This window comes from Mannheimia cairinae, from assembly GCF_028649535.1.
GTDB classification, from domain to species: Bacteria; Pseudomonadota; Gammaproteobacteria; order Enterobacterales; family Pasteurellaceae; genus Mannheimia; species Mannheimia cairinae.
This window is the reverse complement of sequence record NZ_JAQSJE010000002.1, coordinates 237860-257646: the sequence shown is the minus strand read 5'-3', so window position 1 is coordinate 257646 and position 19787 is coordinate 237860. Positions and strand designations below refer to the sequence as shown.

Below are 19787 nucleotides of genomic sequence, written 5' to 3'. Positions count from 1 at the left end.
GGTGTTTATTATCTGCCTTTGCTAAAATTCATTAATTTAGCAATGAATTTATAAACATTACTCTAATTTGGGAAGAAAAAAAAGAGGAAATGCGTTAAAATGATGTCCTTTTTTTTAAACAGCCCGAAACAAGCGGTCTGGTTTTCTTATTTTTTTGCAAATGCTTATTTTTAATCAATTAAAACAAGAACTTACAGAAAGTTATAACAGAATCGGTTATCAGCAAGGTTTGATTACAATTCAAGCCTCTGTTGTGTTATCTGAAGATACCTTTCCGTTACTTGCTTGGCTAAAAGCACAAAAAAACAGTTATCCACATTTTTATCTAAATTATCGAGATACAGATCAGACCATTGCAACAGTAGGCATACTCCGCCAGTTTAATACCCTTGAAACCGCCCAAAATTTTATTGAGCAACAAAATCTACCATTAGTTGGCGGGCTACAGTTTGAAGGAAATGCTCAATTTATTCTGCCACAATATTCATTGGTAAAAAATCAGCAAAATTTAACCGCTTGTTTCTATTTTGATAGTGATAATTTCGAACAACAAGCGGTTGTTTTTCAACAATTTCTTGCAAATTTAGGCAAAACAGCCGAACTTCGCTTAGAAAAGAATTCGTTATGCTCCACAACTTCTGCAAGTAATTATGAAAATTGGCAGCAAAACATAGAAAAAGCTATTTCCGCAATTAAACAAAATCAGTTCCAAAAAGTGGTTTTAGCCAATGCAACGGCTTTAACTTTTGAACAGCCAATATCTGCTTATGATTTATTAGCTAAAAGTGAAAAAACGAATTTGGGTTGTTATCACTTTTTATGGGCAGAAAGTGAAGAAGTGGCTTTTATCGGATCAACTCCTGAACGCCTATATCAACGCCGAGAGCAACAATTTCTAACAGAGGCTTTAGCGGGAACAGCTGCCGTAACGGCAAGTGAAATTCAAACTGAATTAAATGCCCAGTGGCTATTAAGCGATCCGAAAAATATTTACGAAAACCAACTTGTGGTTGATGATATTGAAAACAATCTAAAACACTGTGTAACAGATTTTGATGTAAGCGAAGCGAAAATTAAACGATTACATAACGTGCAGCATTTACGTCGTACTATTCAAGCAACACTACAAGACAATATTTCCGACAGCCATTGCTTAAGTAAAATTCACCCGACGGCTGCAGTGGCAGGGCTTCCCCGACCTAATGCTACTCAGTTTATTAGCGAAAATGAGCCGTTTAAGCGTTATTGGTATGCCGGTACGTTAGGAGTAATGAGCCAAGTATCGTCCGAGTTTTGCGTAACCTTGCGTTCTGCGTTAATTGCCCGTAATAGCATTACTTTATATGCCGGTGCAGGTATTGTGGAAGGCTCGGATCCACAATCGGAATGGCAAGAAATTAAACGTAAATCTCAAGGTATGGCTAAACTGCTTAATATTGATTTAGTCTCACAAGATATTTAAATGTAAAAAGAGGCTCTATGCCTCTTTTATTTTACTCAATGCCGACTATTTTATGGGTTTGAATACTCAGTTGCCATTTCGGTTTATTTACTCGCTGATTCAATAAACCAAGTTGAGTAATGGTTTCTAGCAAATTCATTTTGCCATCTACTTCGCAAGGAGAGAGATAATAATGCTCTGCCTGAATACGTTCTTCTAATTGCTCGCAAAAATTTTGCACTTCACCATCAACAACAATTCTTACTTAATTAGCAAAATTAATGCAACGGCGTTGATACTTTTCTTGATACATTCGCTTTGGGCTGGTTGCAATATAATCAATCTGAGCGGGAATTTCTTTTAAACCGTTGGTTTCAATCGCCAAAAAATAGCCTTGTTTTTTCAGCTCATCTAATAGTAAAGATAAATTAGGCTGAATCGTTGGCTCTCCGCCCGTGATAATCACATTTTTAGCCGAATAGCTTTGCACTTTGGCTAGAATACCGTTTAACGTCCATTGCTCAAATGTATTGTAATTGGTATCGCACCAAGGGCAAGTAAGATTACATTTGCCAAAACGCACAAAAATTGCTGGCATTCCCGTATTAAATCCTTCGCCTTGTAAACTTTCAAAAATTTCAACAATTGAAAAACGAGGGTTAGAAATTAGTGCAGCCATTATCTACTGTACTCACAATACGAAGTTGGTGTTTCCCATAAACGAATTAGGCTAACCGACAATCCTGTTTTTTCTAGCTTTTCAAACATATATTTTGCCATTTCTTCAGCTGTGGTACGACTTGGAATGCCATAGACTTTTGATTTTAACTCAATCAATAATTGTGCCACTTGGCTTTCACGCTTGCTATGAAGATCATAAATAAAAGCGTGATCCATCGGCTCTAAAATATGTCTTTTTACGATCGCTTTCAGATCGGAATAATCCATAACCATACCACGCTTTGTACCATTTAGTTCTAAATCGCCACTTACTTCTACCTGCAATTTGTAAGTATGCCCGTGCAAATTTTGACATTTACCGTCGTGTCCATCTAGCATATGAGCCATATCGAAGCTAAATTCTTTTGCAATTTTAAACATAGCTTTCTCCTCGCTCTGCTAAATATTCATTTAATCCTTTTTCACGTAGCAGACAGCTTGGGCATTCGTGGCAGCCGCCTTCAATACCTAAATAACAGGTGTGAGTATGTTCTCGAATATAATCAAAAGCCCCTAACTTATCCGCCAATGCCCAAGTTTCCTTTTTGGTTAAATACATTAATGGCGTGCGGATATTAAAATTGTAGTCCATTGCTAAATTTAGGGTAACATTCATCGATTTCACAAACACATCACGGCAATCTGGGTAGCCACTAAAATCCGTTTCACATACTCCAGTGAAAATAGTTTGAATCCCCTGCCCTTTGGCATAAATTGCGGTATAAAGCAGAAATAAAGCATTACGTCCATCTACAAAGGTATTAGGTGTATCGCCTTCTTGTTTGATTTCAGCTTGAGTATCCATTAATGCATTAGAAGTGATTGCTTTAATTACAGAAGTATCAATAAGTGTTTGCTTTACACCAAGATCATTGGCAATCCACTGTGCTTTTTCAAGCTCAATAGAATGACGCTGCCCATATTGAAAAGTTACTACTTCCACATTTTCTTTGCCAAATTCAGCAATGGCTTGGAATAAACAAGTGGTAGAATCTTGTCCGCCAGAAAAAATCACGACGGCTTTTGCCTTCAAAACAGAAGGAGAGAGTTGAGAAGTCATTTTGTGTCCTTAGTTTTTTTGCGTGGGAGGTTTTCGAACCACGAAATGAAATACAAGCGGTTATATTTCGCCTGTATTTTACGAAAGGCGACATTCTACAAAGAATTTCTTTAAAAGGCTATTTAAATCAAATTAGCTATTGAATAAATCACAGAATTTACTTTCTCTTATACCTAAAATTAAATAGAATTAGCCTAGTCACTATATTGTAAGGAATTAAAAATGCTCACACCTAAAAACTTAGAAGCAATCGCTCAACAATTACATAATGCTCTTCCTCAAGGTTTAAAGAATGTGGGGAATGACTTAGATGAAAAATTTAAACAAATTCTGCAAGCACAATTAGCTCGTCTTGATGTTGTTACACGAGAAGAATTTGATGTGCAATCACAGGTTTTACTTCGCACCCGTGAAAAATTAAATGAATTAGAAAAACGTCTTGATGAGCTAACTAAAGAAAATCAAGACTAACGGTTTATATATTTACTAAAAGGAAACTTATATGCAAAAGATCAATCCGGTTCAAACCTTTGCTTGGAATGCATTAGAGCAACATAAAGCTGATAATCTTAACATTCCTCAACTTTTCTCTGAAGATCCAAGCCGTTTCGATAAATATTCCCTACGTTTTGAAAATGAATTATTGGTCGATTTTTCAAAAAACGCTATCAATGAAAAAACCTTAACTTTACTTCGCCAACTTGCTAATGAATGTGGTTTAGAATCCGCAAAAAATGCGATGTTCTCCGGCAAAAAAATTAACCGTACAGAAAACCGTGCCGTTTTACATACTGCTCTTCGCAACCGCTCAAACACCCCTATTGCGGTTGATGGCAAAGATGTAATGCCAGAAGTAAACGCAGTGCTAGCTAAAATGAAAGCATTTAGTGAGCGTGTGATTTCTGGTGAATGGAAAGGTTACACCGGCAAAGCGATTACTGATGTGATTAACATTGGTATCGGCGGTTCTGATTTAGGGCCTTATATGGTCACAGAGGCATTACGTCCATATAAAAACCACCTTAATATGCACTTTGTATCTAATGTGGACGGTACACATATTGCTGAGGTATTACGCAAAGTAAATCCTGAAACAACCTTAGTATTAGTGGCTTCAAAAACCTTTACCACGCAAGAAACAATGACCAATGCCCTTTCAGCTCGCCAATGGTTATTAGAAAGTGCAAAAGATGAATCTGCGGTCGCAAAACATTTCGTTGCTCTTTCAACCAATGCCAAAGAAGTCGAAAAATTCGGCATCGATACTGCCAATATGTTTGAATTCTGGGATTGGGTAGGCGGACGTTACTCATTATGGTCTGCGATTGGTTTGTCTATCGCCCTTTCTATCGGTTTTGAGAATTTTGAGCAACTACTTGCAGGTGCTCACGCAATGGATAACCATTTCTTAGTTACCCCGATTGAGAAAAACATTCCAACCACATTAGCTTTAGTTGGCATTTGGAATAATAATTTCTTAGGGGCGGAATCTGAAGCGATTTTACCTTACGATCAATATATGCACCGTTTTGCCGCCTACTTCCAACAAGGGAATATGGAATCAAACGGTAAATTTGTCGGCCGTGATGGCAAACCTGTTACTCACCAAACTGGCCCAATTATTTGGGGCGAGCCGGGTACTAACGGGCAACACGCATTCTACCAACTGATTCACCAAGGCACAAAACTGATTCCTTGTGATTTTATCGCTCCGGCTCAAACGCATAATCCATTAAGCGATCATCACAACAAATTGCTTTCTAACTTCTTTGCACAAACTGAAGCCTTAGCATTCGGTAAATCAAAAGAAGTGGTCGAGCAAGAGTTTTTAGATGCAGGCAAAACATTAGCAGAAGTGGCTGAAATCGTACCTTTTAAAGTGTTTACAGGTAATAAACCAACCAACTCGATTTTGGTGCAAAAAATTACCCCATACAGCTTAGGTGCGTTGATTGCGATGTATGAGCATAAGATTTTCGTGCAAGGTGTAATTTTCAATATCTACAGCTTCGACCAATGGGGTGTGGAATTAGGTAAACAACTAGCTAACCGCATTTTACCTGAGTTAGAAAATAGTGAAGAAATTACTAGCCACGATAGTTCAACCAACGGTTTAATCAACCAATTTAAAGCTTGGCGTTAGTTTCTAGCCTCTTGTTCTGAATTGAAATCCCTAACAAACTCATTGTTAGGGATTTTTTATGAATAAAAAATCAATTAATATGAATAATTATGCACCACAGACTTGTTTTTATTATTGAATAAGCATAGACTAGCAAGCAATGATAAAAAATAAACTTATGGGAAATTGAAATGAGCAAATACAAGATTTTTGTAGATGGAGCTGTTGGCACAACGGGGCTACGCATTCACGAACGTTTAAATAAAGCTGATGATATTGAGCTTTTGACGTTACCGGAGGAGTTACGCAAAGATTTGAATGCCCGAATAGCAAAGGTAGCGGAAGCGGATTTAACCTTTCTTTGCTTGCCTGATGAGGCTTCTAAAGAATTAGTCGCCAATGCCCCTCAAAACGCCCGTATTTGCGATACGTCCACCGCTCATCGAGTAAATCCTGATTGGATTTATGGCTTTGCCGAATTAAGCGAACAAAGAGAGAAAATTAAAAATGCTAACCGAGTTGCCGTACCCGGTTGCCACGCAACAGGCTATATTGCCTTGGTTCGTCCGTTAGTGGAAAAAGGCATTTTACCTACGGATTATCCTTTGAGTTGCCATTCCTTAACCGGCTATTCTGGTGGTGGTAAGGCAATGATCGCCGAATATGAGAATGCTGAACGACCTGAAGCATTAAATGCCCCTCGTGTGTATGGGCTGGCTTTAAAACATAAACATTTGCCAGAAATGCAAGCCTTAACCCTAATGCAAAAACCGCCTATTTTTACCCCCGTAGTTGCAGACTATTACAGCGGTATGCTTGTTACCGTGCCTGTGCCAATCAGTGCGTTACAAGCGGTTAAATCTGGTGAAGAAATTGCAAATCTATTGAATGAATATTATCAAGGAAGTCCGCTGATTAGCGTTCATCCATTCCAAACATTACCCGAAGATGGAATGTTAAGTGCTAACGCTTATGCAGGCAAAGACAGCCTTGAAATTTTTGTTTACGGCAATGAAAACCAAATTCTACTAGCAGCACGTTTTGATAACCTTGGCAAAGGAGCATCAGGGGCTGCGGTACAATGTATGAATATTATGCTAGGAAGGGAAGAAACTTCGGGGTTAGAAATTTAATTTACTAAATAAAGGTTCCTCTGTTTATAAAACATTTAAAAAAATCATAGCTTGTTATAGTCGATCGAGTTCCCTTCAGAGTTGCCCGAACGACTTGAAATTTTTAGAAAAATAATCCCGAGCGAGAGCGAAGCGAACATCAGGGTTATTTTTCGTTAGGAAAATTTCAATAAAGTGAGGAACAGCAACGAAGCAGGGTGTGCTTTCTTTTGGTTACTTTTCTTTGCACAAGCAAAGAAAAGTAACAGAAAACAGGAAATATTATGAACATTCAAGAAATCAACCAATTTGCAAATTTATTAGAAAAATCAACCGCTTGTTTAGCTAAATGGCAGGGTAAAACCGTTGTGGTTAAATATGGCGGTAACGCAATGATTAACGAAGATCTTAAAAAATCGGTAATGGCGGATATTTTATTGCTCAACCGTTTAGGCGTAAAAGTTGTACTTGTACACGGTGGTGGGCCGGAAATTTCACAAGGCGTGAAATTATTGGGCAAAGAGCCGCAATTTATTAACGGTTTGCGAGTAACGGATAGCGATACCATTAACGTTGTGTTACAAATGCTGGCAGGTAAAGTAAACAAAAGCTTAGTTGCTTTATTAAAAGGCAAGGGTGTTGGCTTATGCGGTATTGACGGAGCAATGTTACAATGTGAAAAATTGCAAGGCGAGGTGGATTACGGCTTTGTCGGCGAGATTGTAAAAGTAAATCCGCAAGTGATTGAAATGAGCTTAAATGCTGGCTTAATTCCTGTGCTTTCAACGGTTGGTGTTGATGAAAACGGGCAGGCCTATAATATCAATGCAGACACCGCCGCAAGCGAAATTGCGATTGCATTAAAGGCGGCAAAATTAGTTTCAATGACCGATATTGCCGGGTTATTGCGTGATCGTTTTGATGAAAGTACTTTAATTCCAGAAGTGGAAGTCAGTGAAGTGCAAGGCTTAATTGAGCAAGGCATTATCGCCGGCGGTATGATCCCGAAAATTGCCTGTTGTACCGATTTTATCAACGCTGGTGGAATTGAGGCGAATATTATTGACGGGCGAATCGATCACGCTATTCTGGTTGAAATGTTTGGCGGTGAAAATGGCACTCGGTTTTATAAAAATAAGTAGGAAATGAAATGACAACAAGCAACAACATCAAGCAGTTAGATAAAGAGTATATTGCACAAACCTATGGCAGATTTGATCTTGCCCTTTCACACGGGAAAGGTTGCGATGTATGGGATTTTGAAGGTAACCAATATTTAGATTTTACCAGCGGTATTGGGGTAAACAGTTTAGGCTGGGCAGATGATGATTGGCTAAAAGCGGTTACTGAACAAGCAGGTAAATTACAGCATACTTCAAATCTATTTTTTACCGAGCCATCAAGCCTTTTAGCTCAAAAATTAGCGAATGCAAGCGGTCTAAAACGAGCATTTTTTTGCAATTCTGGGGCAGAGGCGAATGAAGGGGCAGTGAAAACGGCTCGTAAATATAGCCACGATAAATATGGAGCTGGGCGTTCAACCGTTCTGACTTTGGTAAACTCTTTCCACGGTCGTACCATTTCAACTTTGGCAGCAACAGGTCAAGATGTTTTCCACCAACATTTTTTCCCATTTACAGACGGTTTTGAGTATGTACCAGCAAATGATATTCAAGCATTAAAAACACGTTTGGAAGTGAACAACGTTTGCGGTGTGCTGCTTGAGGTGGTACAGGGCGAAGGCGGTGTATGTTCGTTAGATACTGAGTATATGAATGCAGTGCAGAACCTATGCCAAGAAAAAGATATAGTGTTTATTATTGATGAAGTACAAACAGGCATTGGGCGAACAGGTACGATGTTCTCTTATCAACAATTCGGCTTACAGCCAGATATTGTTAGCTTAGCAAAAGGCTTAGGCGGCGGTTTACCGATAGGGTCTTTTTTACTTGGTCAAAAAGTTGAAAACACATTGGGTAAAAGTGATCACGGTTCAACCTTCGGTGGCAACCCTGTTGCTTGTGCCGGTGCTAATGTAGTAATGGATAAAATCTCCCCAGAATTCCTAGCCGAAGTAACACGCAAAGGGCAAAAAACACGTGAATCCTTAGCAAAACTGCCAAAAGTAAAATCAGTATCAGGCTTAGGTTTAATGCTAGGTGTTGAATTTGAAGAAAATGTGGTTGCAAGCGATGTGGTTGTGAAATGTATTGAAAAAGGCGTACTCTTTTTAACGGCTAAAGCAAAACTAAGATTACTTCCACCACTGACTATTACTGATGCTCAAATTGAACACGGGTTAAAAGTGCTGAAAGAAGTATTGGAAAATTATTAACTTTCAAATCTATAAAATAAAAAGCTATATTCAACATTATATGGATATAGCTTTTATTCTTTTCTTACAACTCTTCTTTATAATAAAAATAATTATCATTAATAAGCTATTGATTTTATTAAGTTTTTTGGGATTTGTTTTGATGTAAGTCAATTCATTATTACTCCTTTTGGGTTAAAGTCTAATTAAATTTAATTCTTGTGGGAGAAATGATATGAGTGATTTAAATCTTAACTTGAATCGTCGTCGTTTTCTAAAAACAGCATCTGCAACTGGTATTACTGCAGCTGCTGCTTCCGGTTTATCTCTTCCTTTTTCAGCAAAGGCTGAAACTATCTCTGTAAAAAATACGAGCGATGAAAAAATTGTTTGGAGTGCTTGTACCGTAAACTGTGGTAGTCGCTGTGCATTACGTATGCACGTGAAGGATGAAAAAATTACCTATGTTGAAACGGATAATACGGGTACTGAAACCTATAATGAAGATCATCAAGTAAGAGCTTGTTTACGAGGTCGTTCTATGCGTCGCCGTGTTTATAATCCTGACCGCTTAAAATATCCAATGAAACGGGTGGGGAAACGTGGCGAAGGTAAATTTGAACGTATTACTTGGGACGAGGCTTTAAATGTCATTGCTGCTTCATTAAAGAAAAATATTGCAGAATATGGCAATGAAAGTATCTACCTTAATTATGGTACTGGTACGCTTGGTGGCACAATGACACAATCTTGGCCGCCAGGTTCTACTATGGTAGCCCGTTTAATGAATTGCATTGGTGGCTATTTAAATCATTATGGCGACTATAGTACAGCACAAATAGCCGTTGGTTTAGATTATACCTATGGTGGTGGTTGGGCATTAGGCAATGGTATGGCTGATATGGAAAATTCCAAATTGATCGTACTATTTGGTAATAACCCGGCAGAAACCCGTATGAGTGGCGGTGGCTTAACTTATTGCATCCAGCAAGCTAAAGAAAAATCGAATGCGAAGTTAATCATTATTGACCCTCGCTATACAGATACTGGCGTAGGTAGAGAAGATGAATGGATTCCTATCCGCCCAGGAACTGATGCCGCCTTAGTTTCTGCTATCGCTTATGTATTGATAACAGAGGATTTAGTTGATCAACCTTTCCTTGATAAATATTGCGTTGGCTATGATGAAAAAACCTTACCTGCAAGTGCCCCTAAAAATAGTCATTATAAAGCACATATTTTAGGACAAGGCGAAGACGGTATCGCGAAAACTCCAGAATGGGCAGCAAAAATTACCGGTATTCCTGCTCATCGTATTGTGAAATTAGCACGTGAAATCGGTTCAACCAAACCGGTTTGTATCTCTCAAGGTTGGGGGCCTCAACGTCGTAGTAACGGCGAGATTCTTTCTCGTGCCATTGCAATGCTTCCAATTTTAACAGGTAATGTCGGAATTAGTGGTGGTAATACGGGGGCTCGTGAGAGTTCTTACGGTGTACCTTTTGTACGTATGCCAACATTAACTAACCCAGTTAAGGCAAGTATTCCAATGTTCCTTTGGACTGATGCGATTATTCGTGCAACAGAAATGACCGATAAAACAGATGGTATTCGTGGCGTGGAACGTTTAACTGCTCCGATTAAAGTTATTTGGAATTATGCAAGTAACTGCCTAATCAACCAACACGCTCAAATCAATCGCACACACGAAATTTTGCAAGATGATACGAAATGCGAATTGATTATTACCATTGATAATCATATGACCTCAACAGCAAAATATAGCGATATTTTACTGCCAGATTGCACTACATCAGAACAAATGGATTTCTGCTTAGATGCTTTCACTTCTAATATGAACTACATTATCTTTGCAGATCAAGTTGTCAAACCGCCGTTTGAGTGCCGCAATATCTACGATATGTTAAGCGACTTATCTGAAAAATTAGGGGTAAAAGAGCAATTTACTGAAGGTCGCACCCAAGAAGGGTGGCTACGCTATATTTATGAGCAATCTAGAGCACAACTTCCGGAATTACCTACTTTTGAGGAGTTCAGAAAACAGGGTATTTTCAAAAAGGTGGATCCGAATGGTTTCTATATTGCTTATAAAGACTTCCGTGAAAATCCTGAAGCTAATCCATTGGCAACGCCATCAGGTAAAATTGAAATATATTCCGAACGTTTAGCGGAAATTGCTCAAACTTGGGAATTAGATAAAGATGAGGTAATTCATCCTCTACCAATTCACGTAGATAGTTTTGAGCATTATGGCGATCCGCTGATGGAAAAATATCCTCTCCAAGTTTGTGGTTTCCACTATAAAGCTCGAACACACTCTACCTACGGTAATGTGGACGTTTTAAAAGCAGCAAATCCACAAGAAGTTTGGATCAACCCTATCGATGCAGAACCAAGAGGCATTAAAAATGGCGATATGCTGAGAATTTTTAATGATCGTGGAGAAGTACATATCAATGCAAAAGTAACGCCTCGTATTATTCCAGGGGTCGTGGCATTAAGTGAAGGCGGGTGGTATGCACCAGATAGTAAAGGAATTGACCACGGTGGTTGTGTCAATGTATTAACAACGCAACGCCCATCTCCTTTAGCCAAAGGCAATCCACAACATTCTAACTTAGTACAAGTTGCAAAATTATAGAGGTGAGTTATGGAACAATATGGTTTTTATTTCGATTCTGAACGTTGTACCGGCTGTAAAACTTGCGAGTTAGCTTGTAAGGATTACAAAGACTTAGGTACTGATGTAAACTTCCGCCGTATTTATGAATATGCCGGTGGTAACTGGGTGGAAGATAACAATGGTTGTTGGAACCAAGATGTTTTTACCTACTATATGTCAATTTCTTGCAACCACTGTGATGACCCCGCTTGTAGCAAAGTTTGCCCGACTGGTGCAATGCATAAAAATGCTGATGGCTTTGTGATTGTGGACGAAGAAAAATGTATTGGCTGTCGTTATTGTAGTATGGCTTGCCCTTACGATGCCCCACAATTTGATGTGAAAAAAGGGCTAATGACAAAATGTGATGGTTGCTATTCTCGAGTGAAAGATGGCGAGAAACCAATTTGTGTGGATGCTTGCCCATTACGAGCCTTAGATTTTGCCCCAATTTCGGAATTACGTGAAAAATATGGCACCCAAGCCTCTATTGCACCATTACCGCCAGCAGATTTCACGAAACCGAATTTGGTGGTAAAACCAAATAAACACGCTCGCCCAAGCGGAGATAAATCAGGTTTCTTAGCTAACCCAAGAGAGGTGTAAGATGAACGGATTACACGAATTACCTTTAATTATTTTTACCGTGCTTGCTCAATCTGTTGTCGGGTGCTGGTTATTCTTTAGTTTTGTACTATGTCGTTATTCACATTCTGAGCAAAGTCGTTCTTATTTACATAAAGCGATGTTTATTCCACTTGCGTTATTAGCGATTGGGTTTGTTGCTTCTGTAATGCATTTAGGTTCTCCACTACGAGCATTTAATAGCTTAAACCGAGTAGGCGAGTCAATGCTCAGTAATGAAATTGCTAGCGGTGCAGCGTTCTTTGCCTTAGCAGGTTTATACTGGCTATTAGCCATATTAGGTAAAATGCCGGCAGGATTTGCAAAAATTTGGCTAATTTTAACCGCTTGTATCGGCTTAGTGTTTATGTATATGATGAATAACTTATATCATATCAGCACAGTGCCGACTTGGAATACGGTGTTTACCTCTTGGCAGTTCTACTTAACCGTTGTTATTGGCGGAAGTGCATTAGCTTATGTTTTATTAGCACTTAATCCACACAAAGAATACCCACTTTGCTACTTCCCTTGGGTTTATATGGTAGCGGTATTTTTAGCAGCGATTGTTGTGGTTTACCAAGGCTTTGGATTAAGCCAAATCCATAGCTCTGCAATGCAAGCGGCTAATTTAGTGCCGGATTATGCCATTATGCACGTTGTGCGTTTATGTTTATTGGCTTTAGGCGGAATATTACTTTTCAAAGTAAAAAACAATATTAGCTTAGGCTTGGCGGTTATTCTTGTATTATTTGCAGAGATGATCGGCAGAACGGTATTCTATGGCTTACATATGACGGTTGGAATGGCTGTGGCAGGCTAGTTATAAAAGGCGGAACGCACACCGCCTTTTAACTTTCTTTATTTTAGAGATTTAATATGAATAAAGCATTATTAGAATGGATTTCAGTAAGTGGGCGACTATTAGGTTCTCTATTTTATTATGCCCCAAATGATGAGCGAGTTAAGGCAGTATTTTCTATTTTTTCAGAGCCAAATTGGGAACAACAATGGCCGATTCAACATTCTGAAATTAAAAGTCTTATTGAACAAGGGCAAACACAAAATTTATCTCAAGACTATCAATATTTATTTATTGGTCCGAATGATTTACCTACACCGCCTTGGAGCTCAGTTTATTTAGATAAAGAGTCGGTTATTTTTGGTGAGTCGTTATTAAATTTAAGAACATTCTTACAAAAATACCAGATTGAATTTTCACAAAATACCAATGAACCAGAAGATCATTTTGGTTTAATGCTAATGCTAGCGGCTTATTTAGCTGAACAAAAACCTGATGTATTAGCAGAATATTTAACGGAACATTTATTCACTTGGGCATATCGTTACTTAGCATTACTTAGCGAACAAACTGATTACCCGTTCTACCAAGGTATAGCCTTACTTGCACAAGACACTTTACAATATTGGCAAGAACAGGCTAATTTACCAGTAAAAACACCACAGCTATATCGGTAAAGATTATGCAAGGCAGAAATGAGCAATATTATGAAGCATACCTAAGCCATAACCAAATATCACGGCGTGGGTTATTTCGTAGTCTTTTTCATTCGGTAGATAAAGGGCAAGCCTCTCTTGCTCGATTAGCCCATAGACCACCTTTTGCCGCTGAAGAGCATTTATTTCTTGCCGCTTGTAATGGCTGTGGCGATTGCGTTCAAGCTTGCCCACACCATTTAATTCAAATTCAGCAACAAAAAGCGGTATTAGAAATTGATTATATGAGTTGTAATTTATGCGGGTTATGTGCAGAAAGTTGCTCTCGCAATGCACTAAATTTGGTTTTTAAAAAAGATACGGAATTAAGACCGCAATTCTCCAGCGATTGTTTGGTCAAACAAAAACAACACTGCACAACTTGCTTAGAAAAATGCCCTCAGCAAGCAATTTCTAATAATTTGATTGTGAATAATGAGCTATGTAACGGGTGTGGCGAGTGTAAGATAAGTTGCTTTTTATCGGCAATCCAGCTTGTTTAGCAAATAAAAAAACAGCACCTTATGTTATTTAAGGTGCTGATATTCTCTTTATGAATTTATGAACGTTTCATTACTTCAAAAAATTCTTCATTAGTTTTTGCCATCATTAATTTATCAATTAACCACTCGATAGCGTCCACTTCATCCATTGGATTAAGCACTTTACGGAGCATCCAAGTTTTTTGCAGTTCATCTGCGGTCATTAATAAATCATCTTTACGTGTACCAGAACGGCTAAAGTCAATGGCAGGGAAAATACGACGTTCTGCGATTTTGCGAGAAAGGTGTAATTCCATATTACCTGTTCCTTTGAACTCTTCAAAGATAACCTCATCCATTTTTGAACCAGTATCTACAAGTGCTGTTGCAATAATAGTTAAGCTACCACCTTCTTCCACATTACGTGCAGCACCAAAGAAACGTTTTGGACGATGTAAAGCGTTAGCATCTACACCACCAGAAAGGATTTTACCTGAAACAGGGGTAACGGTATTATAAGCACGGGCAAGACGTGTGATAGAGTCTAACAAAATAACCACATCTTTTTTATGCTCTACCGAACGTTTTGCTTTTTCGATTACCATTTCGGCAACTTGTACGTGGCGAGAAGCCGGTTCATCAAAGGTTGATGCAATCACTTCGCCTCTTACCGTGCGTTGCATTTCGGTTACTTCTTCAGGACGTTCATCAATTAAAAGAACAATCAATTCACATTCTGGATGGTTGTGGGTAATACTTTGAGCAATATTTTGTAGAAGAACTGTTTTACCTGCTTTAGGCGGAGCAACAATTAATGCACGCTGCCCTTTACCAATAGGAGCTGCTAAATCTAAAATACGAGCGGTTAGGTCTTCTTTTGAGCCGTTGCCACGTTCCATTTTTAAGCGAGAATTAGCGTGTAGAGGGGTAAGGTTTTCAAATAAAATTTTACTGCGGGAAGCTTCAGGTTTGTCATCATTAACAGAATCGACTTTTAATAAAGCAAAATAGCGTTCGCCCTCTTTTGGTGGACGAATTTTACCTTCGATTTTATCACCAGTTTGTAAGTTAAAACGACGGATTTGGCTTGGAGATACGTAGATATCGTCAGGACCGGCTAAGTATGAACTGTCTGCTGAACGCAAAAAACCGAAACCATCGGGTAAGATTTCTAACACGCCTTGCCCGAAAATATCTTCGCCACTTTTTGCGTGTTGTTTAAGAATAGCAAAAACAATGTCTTGTTTACGTAAACGAGCTAGATTTTCTAAGCCCATCTGATTTTCACCTATTTCAACCAATTCTGAAACAGGGGTATTTTTTAATTGAGTAAGATGCATAATCTGAATATATGGTTAATTAAGGTTGGAATTTAGATATTCATTAAGATACGGAAGTGCCGTAAAAGATGGCGAGAAGAATACATTACTATTATAAAAATTGCAAATTTTTTATAAAAAATAACCGCTTTTAAAAAGAAAAAATGCCGAAAGATTCGGCATTTTTTTGAATTAAGCTTCAATTCCTTCAAATAAAAGCGTGCTTAAATAACGCTCAGAGGCAGATGGCAATACTGCAACAATCAACTTATCAGCAAACTCTGGTAATTTAGCTAAACGTTCCGCTGCTGCAACTGCTGCACCTGATGAGATTCCGCCCAAAATACCTTCTTCTGCCATTAAGCGACGAGCTGTTGCAATCGCTTCTTCACTTGATACTTGCTCAACACGATCAATTAAAGATAAATCTAAGTTTTTCGGAATAAAGCCTGCACCAATACCTTGAATTTTATGTGGGCCTGGTTTTACTTCTTCGCCATTTAGCGTTTGAGTAATAACCGGCGATTCTTTTGGCTCCACCGCCACAGAAATAATTTGCTTGCCTTTATCTTGTTTAATAGCACGAGAAACACCGGTAATAGTACCGCCAGTACCTACACCTGCAACTAATACATCAACTTTGCCTTCTGTTGCTTCCCAAATTTCTGGGCCTGTTGTTTGTTGGTGAATTGCAGGGTTTGCTGGGTTCTCAAATTGTTTAAGAGTCACATAACGGCTTGGATCAGAGCTTGCAATTTCTTCTGCCTTTGCAATAGCACCCTTCATACCTTTTGCACCTTCTGTCAGCACAAGATTTACACCTAAGCCACGCAATAAACGTTTACGTTCCGTACTCATTGTTTCAGGCATTGTTAAAGTTAATTTATAACCACGAGCAGCTGCAACATAAGCAAGTGCAATCCCCGTATTACCACTTGTTGCATCTACAATCTCTTTACCTTTAGTTAAAATACCGTCTTTCTCTGCTTGCCAGATCATATTCGCACCAATACGGCACTTAACGCTAAAACTAGGATTGCGTCCTTCTACCTTTACAACAATGTTGCCATTGCCGAAGTTTTTTAAACGAACAAGAGGTGTGTTGCCAATAGTATATGAATTGTCTGCATAAATCGTCATAGAAATACCCTTTTAATTAGAATTAGAACTAAAAATTTAAAATCATCATACTCAAATCTGAGGTATTTACCAGTAGCTAGAATTTATTTCATATAACTATATGGAATATTAAGAACTAGCTTATTTGAAACAAACTCTGCTTTAAACCGCTGCAGTAACTACAATCTCAACTTTCCAATTTGGATTGGCTAACTTAGCTTCAACCGCAGCACGAGGGGGAGCATTATTTTCTGCCACCCACTCATCCCACGCTTGGTTCATTTCAGCATAATCCGCCATATCAGCTAAATAAACCGTTGCCATTAAAATTCTACTTTTATCTGTACTCGCTTTAGCTAACCATTTATCTACTTCGGCTAGCGTTTGCTTAGTTTGTGTGTAGGCATCAGCATTATCATCTAATGGAACTTGACCAGCTAAATAAGCTACTCCATTGTAAATGGCCATTTCAGATAAACGATGTCCGACTTCAAAGCGTTGAATCATTGTTTTCTCCTATTTTTTAACACAGAGACCTTTATAAGCTCGATGATCTTTTATTTCTTGCTTAATTTCCATTTTATTGGCACTAAAGCTAGTAATCATCAACTCAATTACCTTATTGTTATCATTATCTGAAATTGTGCCGAACAAACTTTCTTCATATTGTTGTAACTCTTTGTCTTTTTGTAATTCAGCCCAAATCGCAGCATTATGGTTACGCTGAACTGTTTCAGAGAACAGACGATACACTATACGGTTATTGGTTAATGTCCAGCGACCATTATTATTTACTGAATAAATAAAAATTGGCTTTTGGATTGGGTAATTTATTGTGCCTTGACTAACTAAATTTCCATTAGCAGAAAATCGCATATTATCGACTGTGCGAATATTGAAATCATCATAATCAATAGTACAACGCCAATCGCCAACTAATTGATTAGGATTCGAAATATTTGATGAACATCCTACTAACGCTAATGCTGCAAAACCTAAAAAAACTAACTTTTTCATACCTTCTCTAAAAAAAGCAAGCGGTCGTATTTTGCAATTTTTTTGCAAAATCTAACCGCTTGTTATATTGTAAAATTACTCTACTTTAACGATCCAACCTTCTGGGGCTTCTACATCGCCAAATTGAATACCGGTTAATTCCTCATATAAACGGCGAGTTACCGGCCCCACTTCGGTTTCAGAATAAAATACGTGGAAATTATCTTTATGCTGAATACCGCCAACTGGGGTAATTACCGCCGCTGTGCCACAAGCTCCTGCTTCGGCAAATTGATCAAGTTGGTCAATATACACATCGCCCTCAACCGCTTCTAGCCCTAAACGTTCTTGTGCAATATGTAGCAGTGAGTATTTCGTAATACTTGGCAAAATAGATTCTGACACCGGCGTAACAAATTTATTGTCTTTGGTAATACCAAAGAAGTTTGCCGCACCTACTTCTTCAATTTTGGTATGCGTTTTTGGATCTAAGTAAATGGCATCGGCAAATTTACGTGTTTCTGAACCTTCTTGCACGGCTAATTCGTGAGGTAATAAGCTCGCCGCATAGTTTCCGCCAACTTTTACGCCACCAGTTCCCATTGGGGCAGCACGGTCGTATTCGGTGGTAATAAAATTAGATGGAGCCAATCCGCCTTTAAAATAAGCACCAACCGGGCAGCAGAAAACAGAGAAAATAAATTCAGGGGCAGCTCTTACACCAATATTTTCGCCAACACCAATTAAAAACGGACGTAAATAAAGGGTTACACCAGAACCATAAGGCCCTAACCACTCTTGGTTTGCTTTAACTACTTCTTTACAGGCACGAATAAATAATTCGGTCGGTACCTGTGGCATAAGTAAGCGGTCTGATGTACGTTGCATACGCTCTGCATTTTGATCCGGACGGAACAAGTTGATTGAACCATCTTTACAACGATAAGCTTTTAAACCTTCAAAACATTGCTGACCATAATGTAATGCCGTTGAACCTTCGTGGATATGTAAGGTATTGTCTGTGGTTAATTCACCCTCATCCCACTTTCCGTTTTTCCAATGAGCAATAAAACGATAATCTGTTTTAATATAAGAGAAACCTAAATTTGCCCAATCTAAATCTTTTAATGCCATATGTTGTGCCCTTTTTTATTTTATATTGCTAAATAATCTTGCCATTCTAAAACAAAATAATCGACTAGGTAACTGCTTTAAGCAAATTAAATAGAAAAAATTAAGGCTCTTAATTATCTTAAGAGCCTTAATTTTATAAGCAAAGATTATGCAGGGTGTTTTTCTGCCGTTTCTTTTAATAATGCTTGAAGTTCGCCTTTTTGGAACATTTCTAAAATAATGTCGCAACCGCCGACTAACTCGCCTTCTACCCATAATTGTGGGAAGGTTGGCCAGTTTGCATATTTTGGTAATTCAGCACGAATATCCGGGTTTGTTAAAATATCAACATAACCGAAAGGCACTTGGCAGTTGATTACCGCTTCAACTGCACGAGCAGAGAAACCGCAAGATGGGAATTTTGGCGAGCCTTTCATATAAAGAAGAATTGGGTTTTCGCTGATTTGTTTTTTGATTTTGTCGATAGTTTCCATTTAATTACCTCAAAAAATAGGATTTTTCATAAACATAAAATAGTTGAGTAATTATATCAGAATTAAACTCAAGCAGAAATAACTTTACAGCGTTATATCACGCCGTCCTACAAATGAATGCGAAAGCGTTGTGCCATCTACCATTTCTAATGAACCGCCAACAGGCACTCCGTGTGCAATTCGAGTTGCTTTCACATTATACATTTTGCACATCTCGGCAATATAATTTGCGGTTGCATCGCCTTCAATCGTTGGATTGGTTGCCAGAATAACTTCGTGGAAAGATTCATTTTCTAACCGTTGCTGTAATAAATCCAACCCAATTTCTCGTGGACCAATCCCATCAATCGGTGATAAATGCCCCATCAGAACAAAATAACGACCTGAAAATTGCCCTGTTTGCTCAATGGCTTGAATATCTTCCGGCATTTCAACCACGCAAAGCTGACCGCTCATTTGACGGCGAGGATTCTTACAAATAGTACATTCATCTTCTTCGGTAAAAGTACGGCAAGATTTGCAATGCCCAATATGGCTCATTGCCTCACTTAACGCTTTTGCCAACGAAGCACCGCCCGAACGATTACGTTGTAGCAAATGATATGCCATTCGCTGAGCAGATTTAGGCCCTACCCCCGGTAGAGCCCGTAATGCTTCCATTAAATTTTCAAGTAAAGGACTGGTTTGCATA

General features: G+C 38.5%; 20 protein-coding genes, 1 pseudogene and 1 riboswitch. Of the genes and pseudogenes, 11 read left to right on the top strand and 10 right to left on the bottom strand.

Going from position 1 to position 19787, the window contains the following annotated elements; translation table 11 throughout:
* The first annotated feature begins 160 nt into the window (after positions 1-160).
* Positions 161-1462, top strand: coding sequence for an isochorismate synthase (locus PTQ27_RS03445; protein ID WP_273749302.1), 1302 nt, complete (start codon positions 161-163; stop codon positions 1460-1462).
* Between the two features lie 31 nt (positions 1463-1493).
* Here the strand turns inward: PTQ27_RS03445 and PTQ27_RS03440 are convergent.
* From PTQ27_RS03440 to queC, 3 genes and pseudogenes are all read right to left on the bottom strand, one after another.
* Positions 1494-2120: pseudogene (locus PTQ27_RS03440) on the bottom strand (7-carboxy-7-deazaguanine synthase QueE).
* Complete coding sequence (gene queD / locus PTQ27_RS03435; protein ID WP_273749301.1) at positions 2120-2542, bottom strand: 6-carboxytetrahydropterin synthase QueD; 423 nt, start codon at positions 2540-2542, stop codon at positions 2120-2122. The pseudogene PTQ27_RS03440 and the gene queD overlap by 1 nt, the downstream one beginning before the upstream one ends.
* Positions 2535-3221, bottom strand: coding sequence for a 7-cyano-7-deazaguanine synthase QueC (gene queC, locus PTQ27_RS03430; RefSeq protein ID WP_273749300.1), 687 nt, complete (start codon positions 3219-3221; stop codon positions 2535-2537). Before queC ends, queD begins: the two co-directional genes overlap by 8 nt.
* A 3-nt stretch (positions 3222-3224) precedes the next feature.
* A riboswitch (PreQ1 riboswitch) is annotated at positions 3225-3269 on the bottom strand.
* A gap of 174 nt (positions 3270-3443) precedes the next feature.
* On the opposite strand from queC, the gene ubiK reads away from it, so the two are divergent.
* From ubiK to napF, 10 genes are all read left to right on the top strand, one after another.
* Positions 3444-3692 (top strand): ubiquinone biosynthesis accessory factor UbiK, encoded by a 249-nt coding sequence (ubiK, locus tag PTQ27_RS03425; RefSeq protein WP_273749299.1) that lies wholly within the window; start codon positions 3444-3446, stop codon positions 3690-3692.
* Positions 3693-3723: 31 nt separating this feature from the next.
* Positions 3724-5364: a glucose-6-phosphate isomerase gene (pgi, locus tag PTQ27_RS03420; RefSeq protein ID WP_273749298.1), complete on the top strand. Its 1641-nt coding sequence runs from the start codon at positions 3724-3726 to the stop codon at positions 5362-5364.
* Between the two features lie 170 nt (positions 5365-5534).
* Entirely contained in the window at positions 5535-6476 is a 942-nt protein-coding gene (gene argC, locus PTQ27_RS03415) for an N-acetyl-gamma-glutamyl-phosphate reductase (RefSeq protein ID WP_273749297.1), read from the top strand.
* 263 nt (positions 6477-6739) lie between these two features.
* Positions 6740-7597, top strand: coding sequence for an acetylglutamate kinase (gene argB / locus PTQ27_RS03410; protein ID WP_273749296.1), 858 nt, complete (start codon positions 6740-6742; stop codon positions 7595-7597).
* Positions 7598-7605: 8 nt separating this feature from the next.
* Positions 7606-8790 (top strand): aspartate aminotransferase family protein, encoded by a 1185-nt coding sequence (locus PTQ27_RS03405; RefSeq protein ID WP_273749295.1) that lies wholly within the window; start codon positions 7606-7608, stop codon positions 8788-8790.
* 214 nt (positions 8791-9004) lie between these two features.
* Positions 9005-11431: a DMSO/selenate family reductase complex A subunit gene (locus PTQ27_RS03400; RefSeq protein WP_273749294.1), complete on the top strand. Its 2427-nt coding sequence runs from the start codon at positions 9005-9007 to the stop codon at positions 11429-11431.
* 9 nt (positions 11432-11440) lie between these two features.
* Complete coding sequence (locus PTQ27_RS03395) at positions 11441-12058, top strand: DMSO/selenate family reductase complex B subunit (protein WP_273749293.1); 618 nt, start codon at positions 11441-11443, stop codon at positions 12056-12058.
* Position 12059: 1 nt separating this feature from the next.
* On the top strand, positions 12060-12899 hold the full coding sequence (locus PTQ27_RS03390) for a DmsC/YnfH family molybdoenzyme membrane anchor subunit (protein ID WP_273749291.1): 840 nt from the start codon (positions 12060-12062) through the stop codon (positions 12897-12899).
* A 56-nt stretch (positions 12900-12955) separates the two neighbouring features.
* Positions 12956-13555, top strand: a complete 600-nt coding sequence (dmsD, locus tag PTQ27_RS03385) for a Tat proofreading chaperone DmsD (protein ID WP_273749290.1) — start codon at positions 12956-12958, stop codon at positions 13553-13555.
* Positions 13556-13560: 5 nt separating this feature from the next.
* A complete protein-coding gene (napF, locus tag PTQ27_RS03380) occupies positions 13561-14076 on the top strand; it encodes a ferredoxin-type protein NapF (RefSeq protein ID WP_273749289.1) in 516 nt (171 codons plus the stop codon).
* A gap of 56 nt (positions 14077-14132) precedes the next feature.
* Here napF and rho read toward each other — a convergent pair whose 3' ends face one another.
* The 7 genes from rho to recR all read right to left on the bottom strand — a co-directional run bounded on the left by rho (position 14133) and on the right by recR (position 19786).
* Positions 14133-15395, bottom strand: a complete 1263-nt coding sequence (gene rho / locus PTQ27_RS03375) for a transcription termination factor Rho (protein WP_273749288.1) — start codon at positions 15393-15395, stop codon at positions 14133-14135.
* Positions 15396-15566: 171 nt separating this feature from the next.
* Complete coding sequence (gene cysK, locus PTQ27_RS03370; RefSeq protein ID WP_273749287.1) at positions 15567-16514, bottom strand: cysteine synthase A; 948 nt, start codon at positions 16512-16514, stop codon at positions 15567-15569.
* A 141-nt stretch (positions 16515-16655) separates the two neighbouring features.
* Positions 16656-17000, bottom strand: a complete 345-nt coding sequence (locus PTQ27_RS03365; RefSeq protein WP_273749286.1) for a RidA family protein — start codon at positions 16998-17000, stop codon at positions 16656-16658.
* A 9-nt stretch (positions 17001-17009) separates the two neighbouring features.
* Entirely contained in the window at positions 17010-17510 is a 501-nt protein-coding gene (locus tag PTQ27_RS03360) for a hypothetical protein (RefSeq protein WP_273749285.1), read from the bottom strand.
* Positions 17511-17585: 75 nt separating this feature from the next.
* On the bottom strand, positions 17586-18623 hold the full coding sequence (locus tag PTQ27_RS03355) for a branched-chain amino acid aminotransferase (protein ID WP_273749284.1): 1038 nt from the start codon (positions 18621-18623) through the stop codon (positions 17586-17588).
* Positions 18624-18769: 146 nt separating this feature from the next.
* Positions 18770-19096: a Grx4 family monothiol glutaredoxin gene (grxD, locus tag PTQ27_RS03350; protein ID WP_273749283.1), complete on the bottom strand. Its 327-nt coding sequence runs from the start codon at positions 19094-19096 to the stop codon at positions 18770-18772.
* An 84-nt stretch (positions 19097-19180) separates the two neighbouring features.
* Positions 19181-19786 carry a recombination mediator RecR gene (recR, locus tag PTQ27_RS03345; RefSeq protein ID WP_273749282.1) on the bottom strand — a complete coding sequence of 202 codons (606 nt, stop codon included), beginning with the start codon at positions 19784-19786 and terminating at the stop codon, positions 19181-19183.
* Between the last annotated feature and the right edge of the window lies 1 nt (position 19787).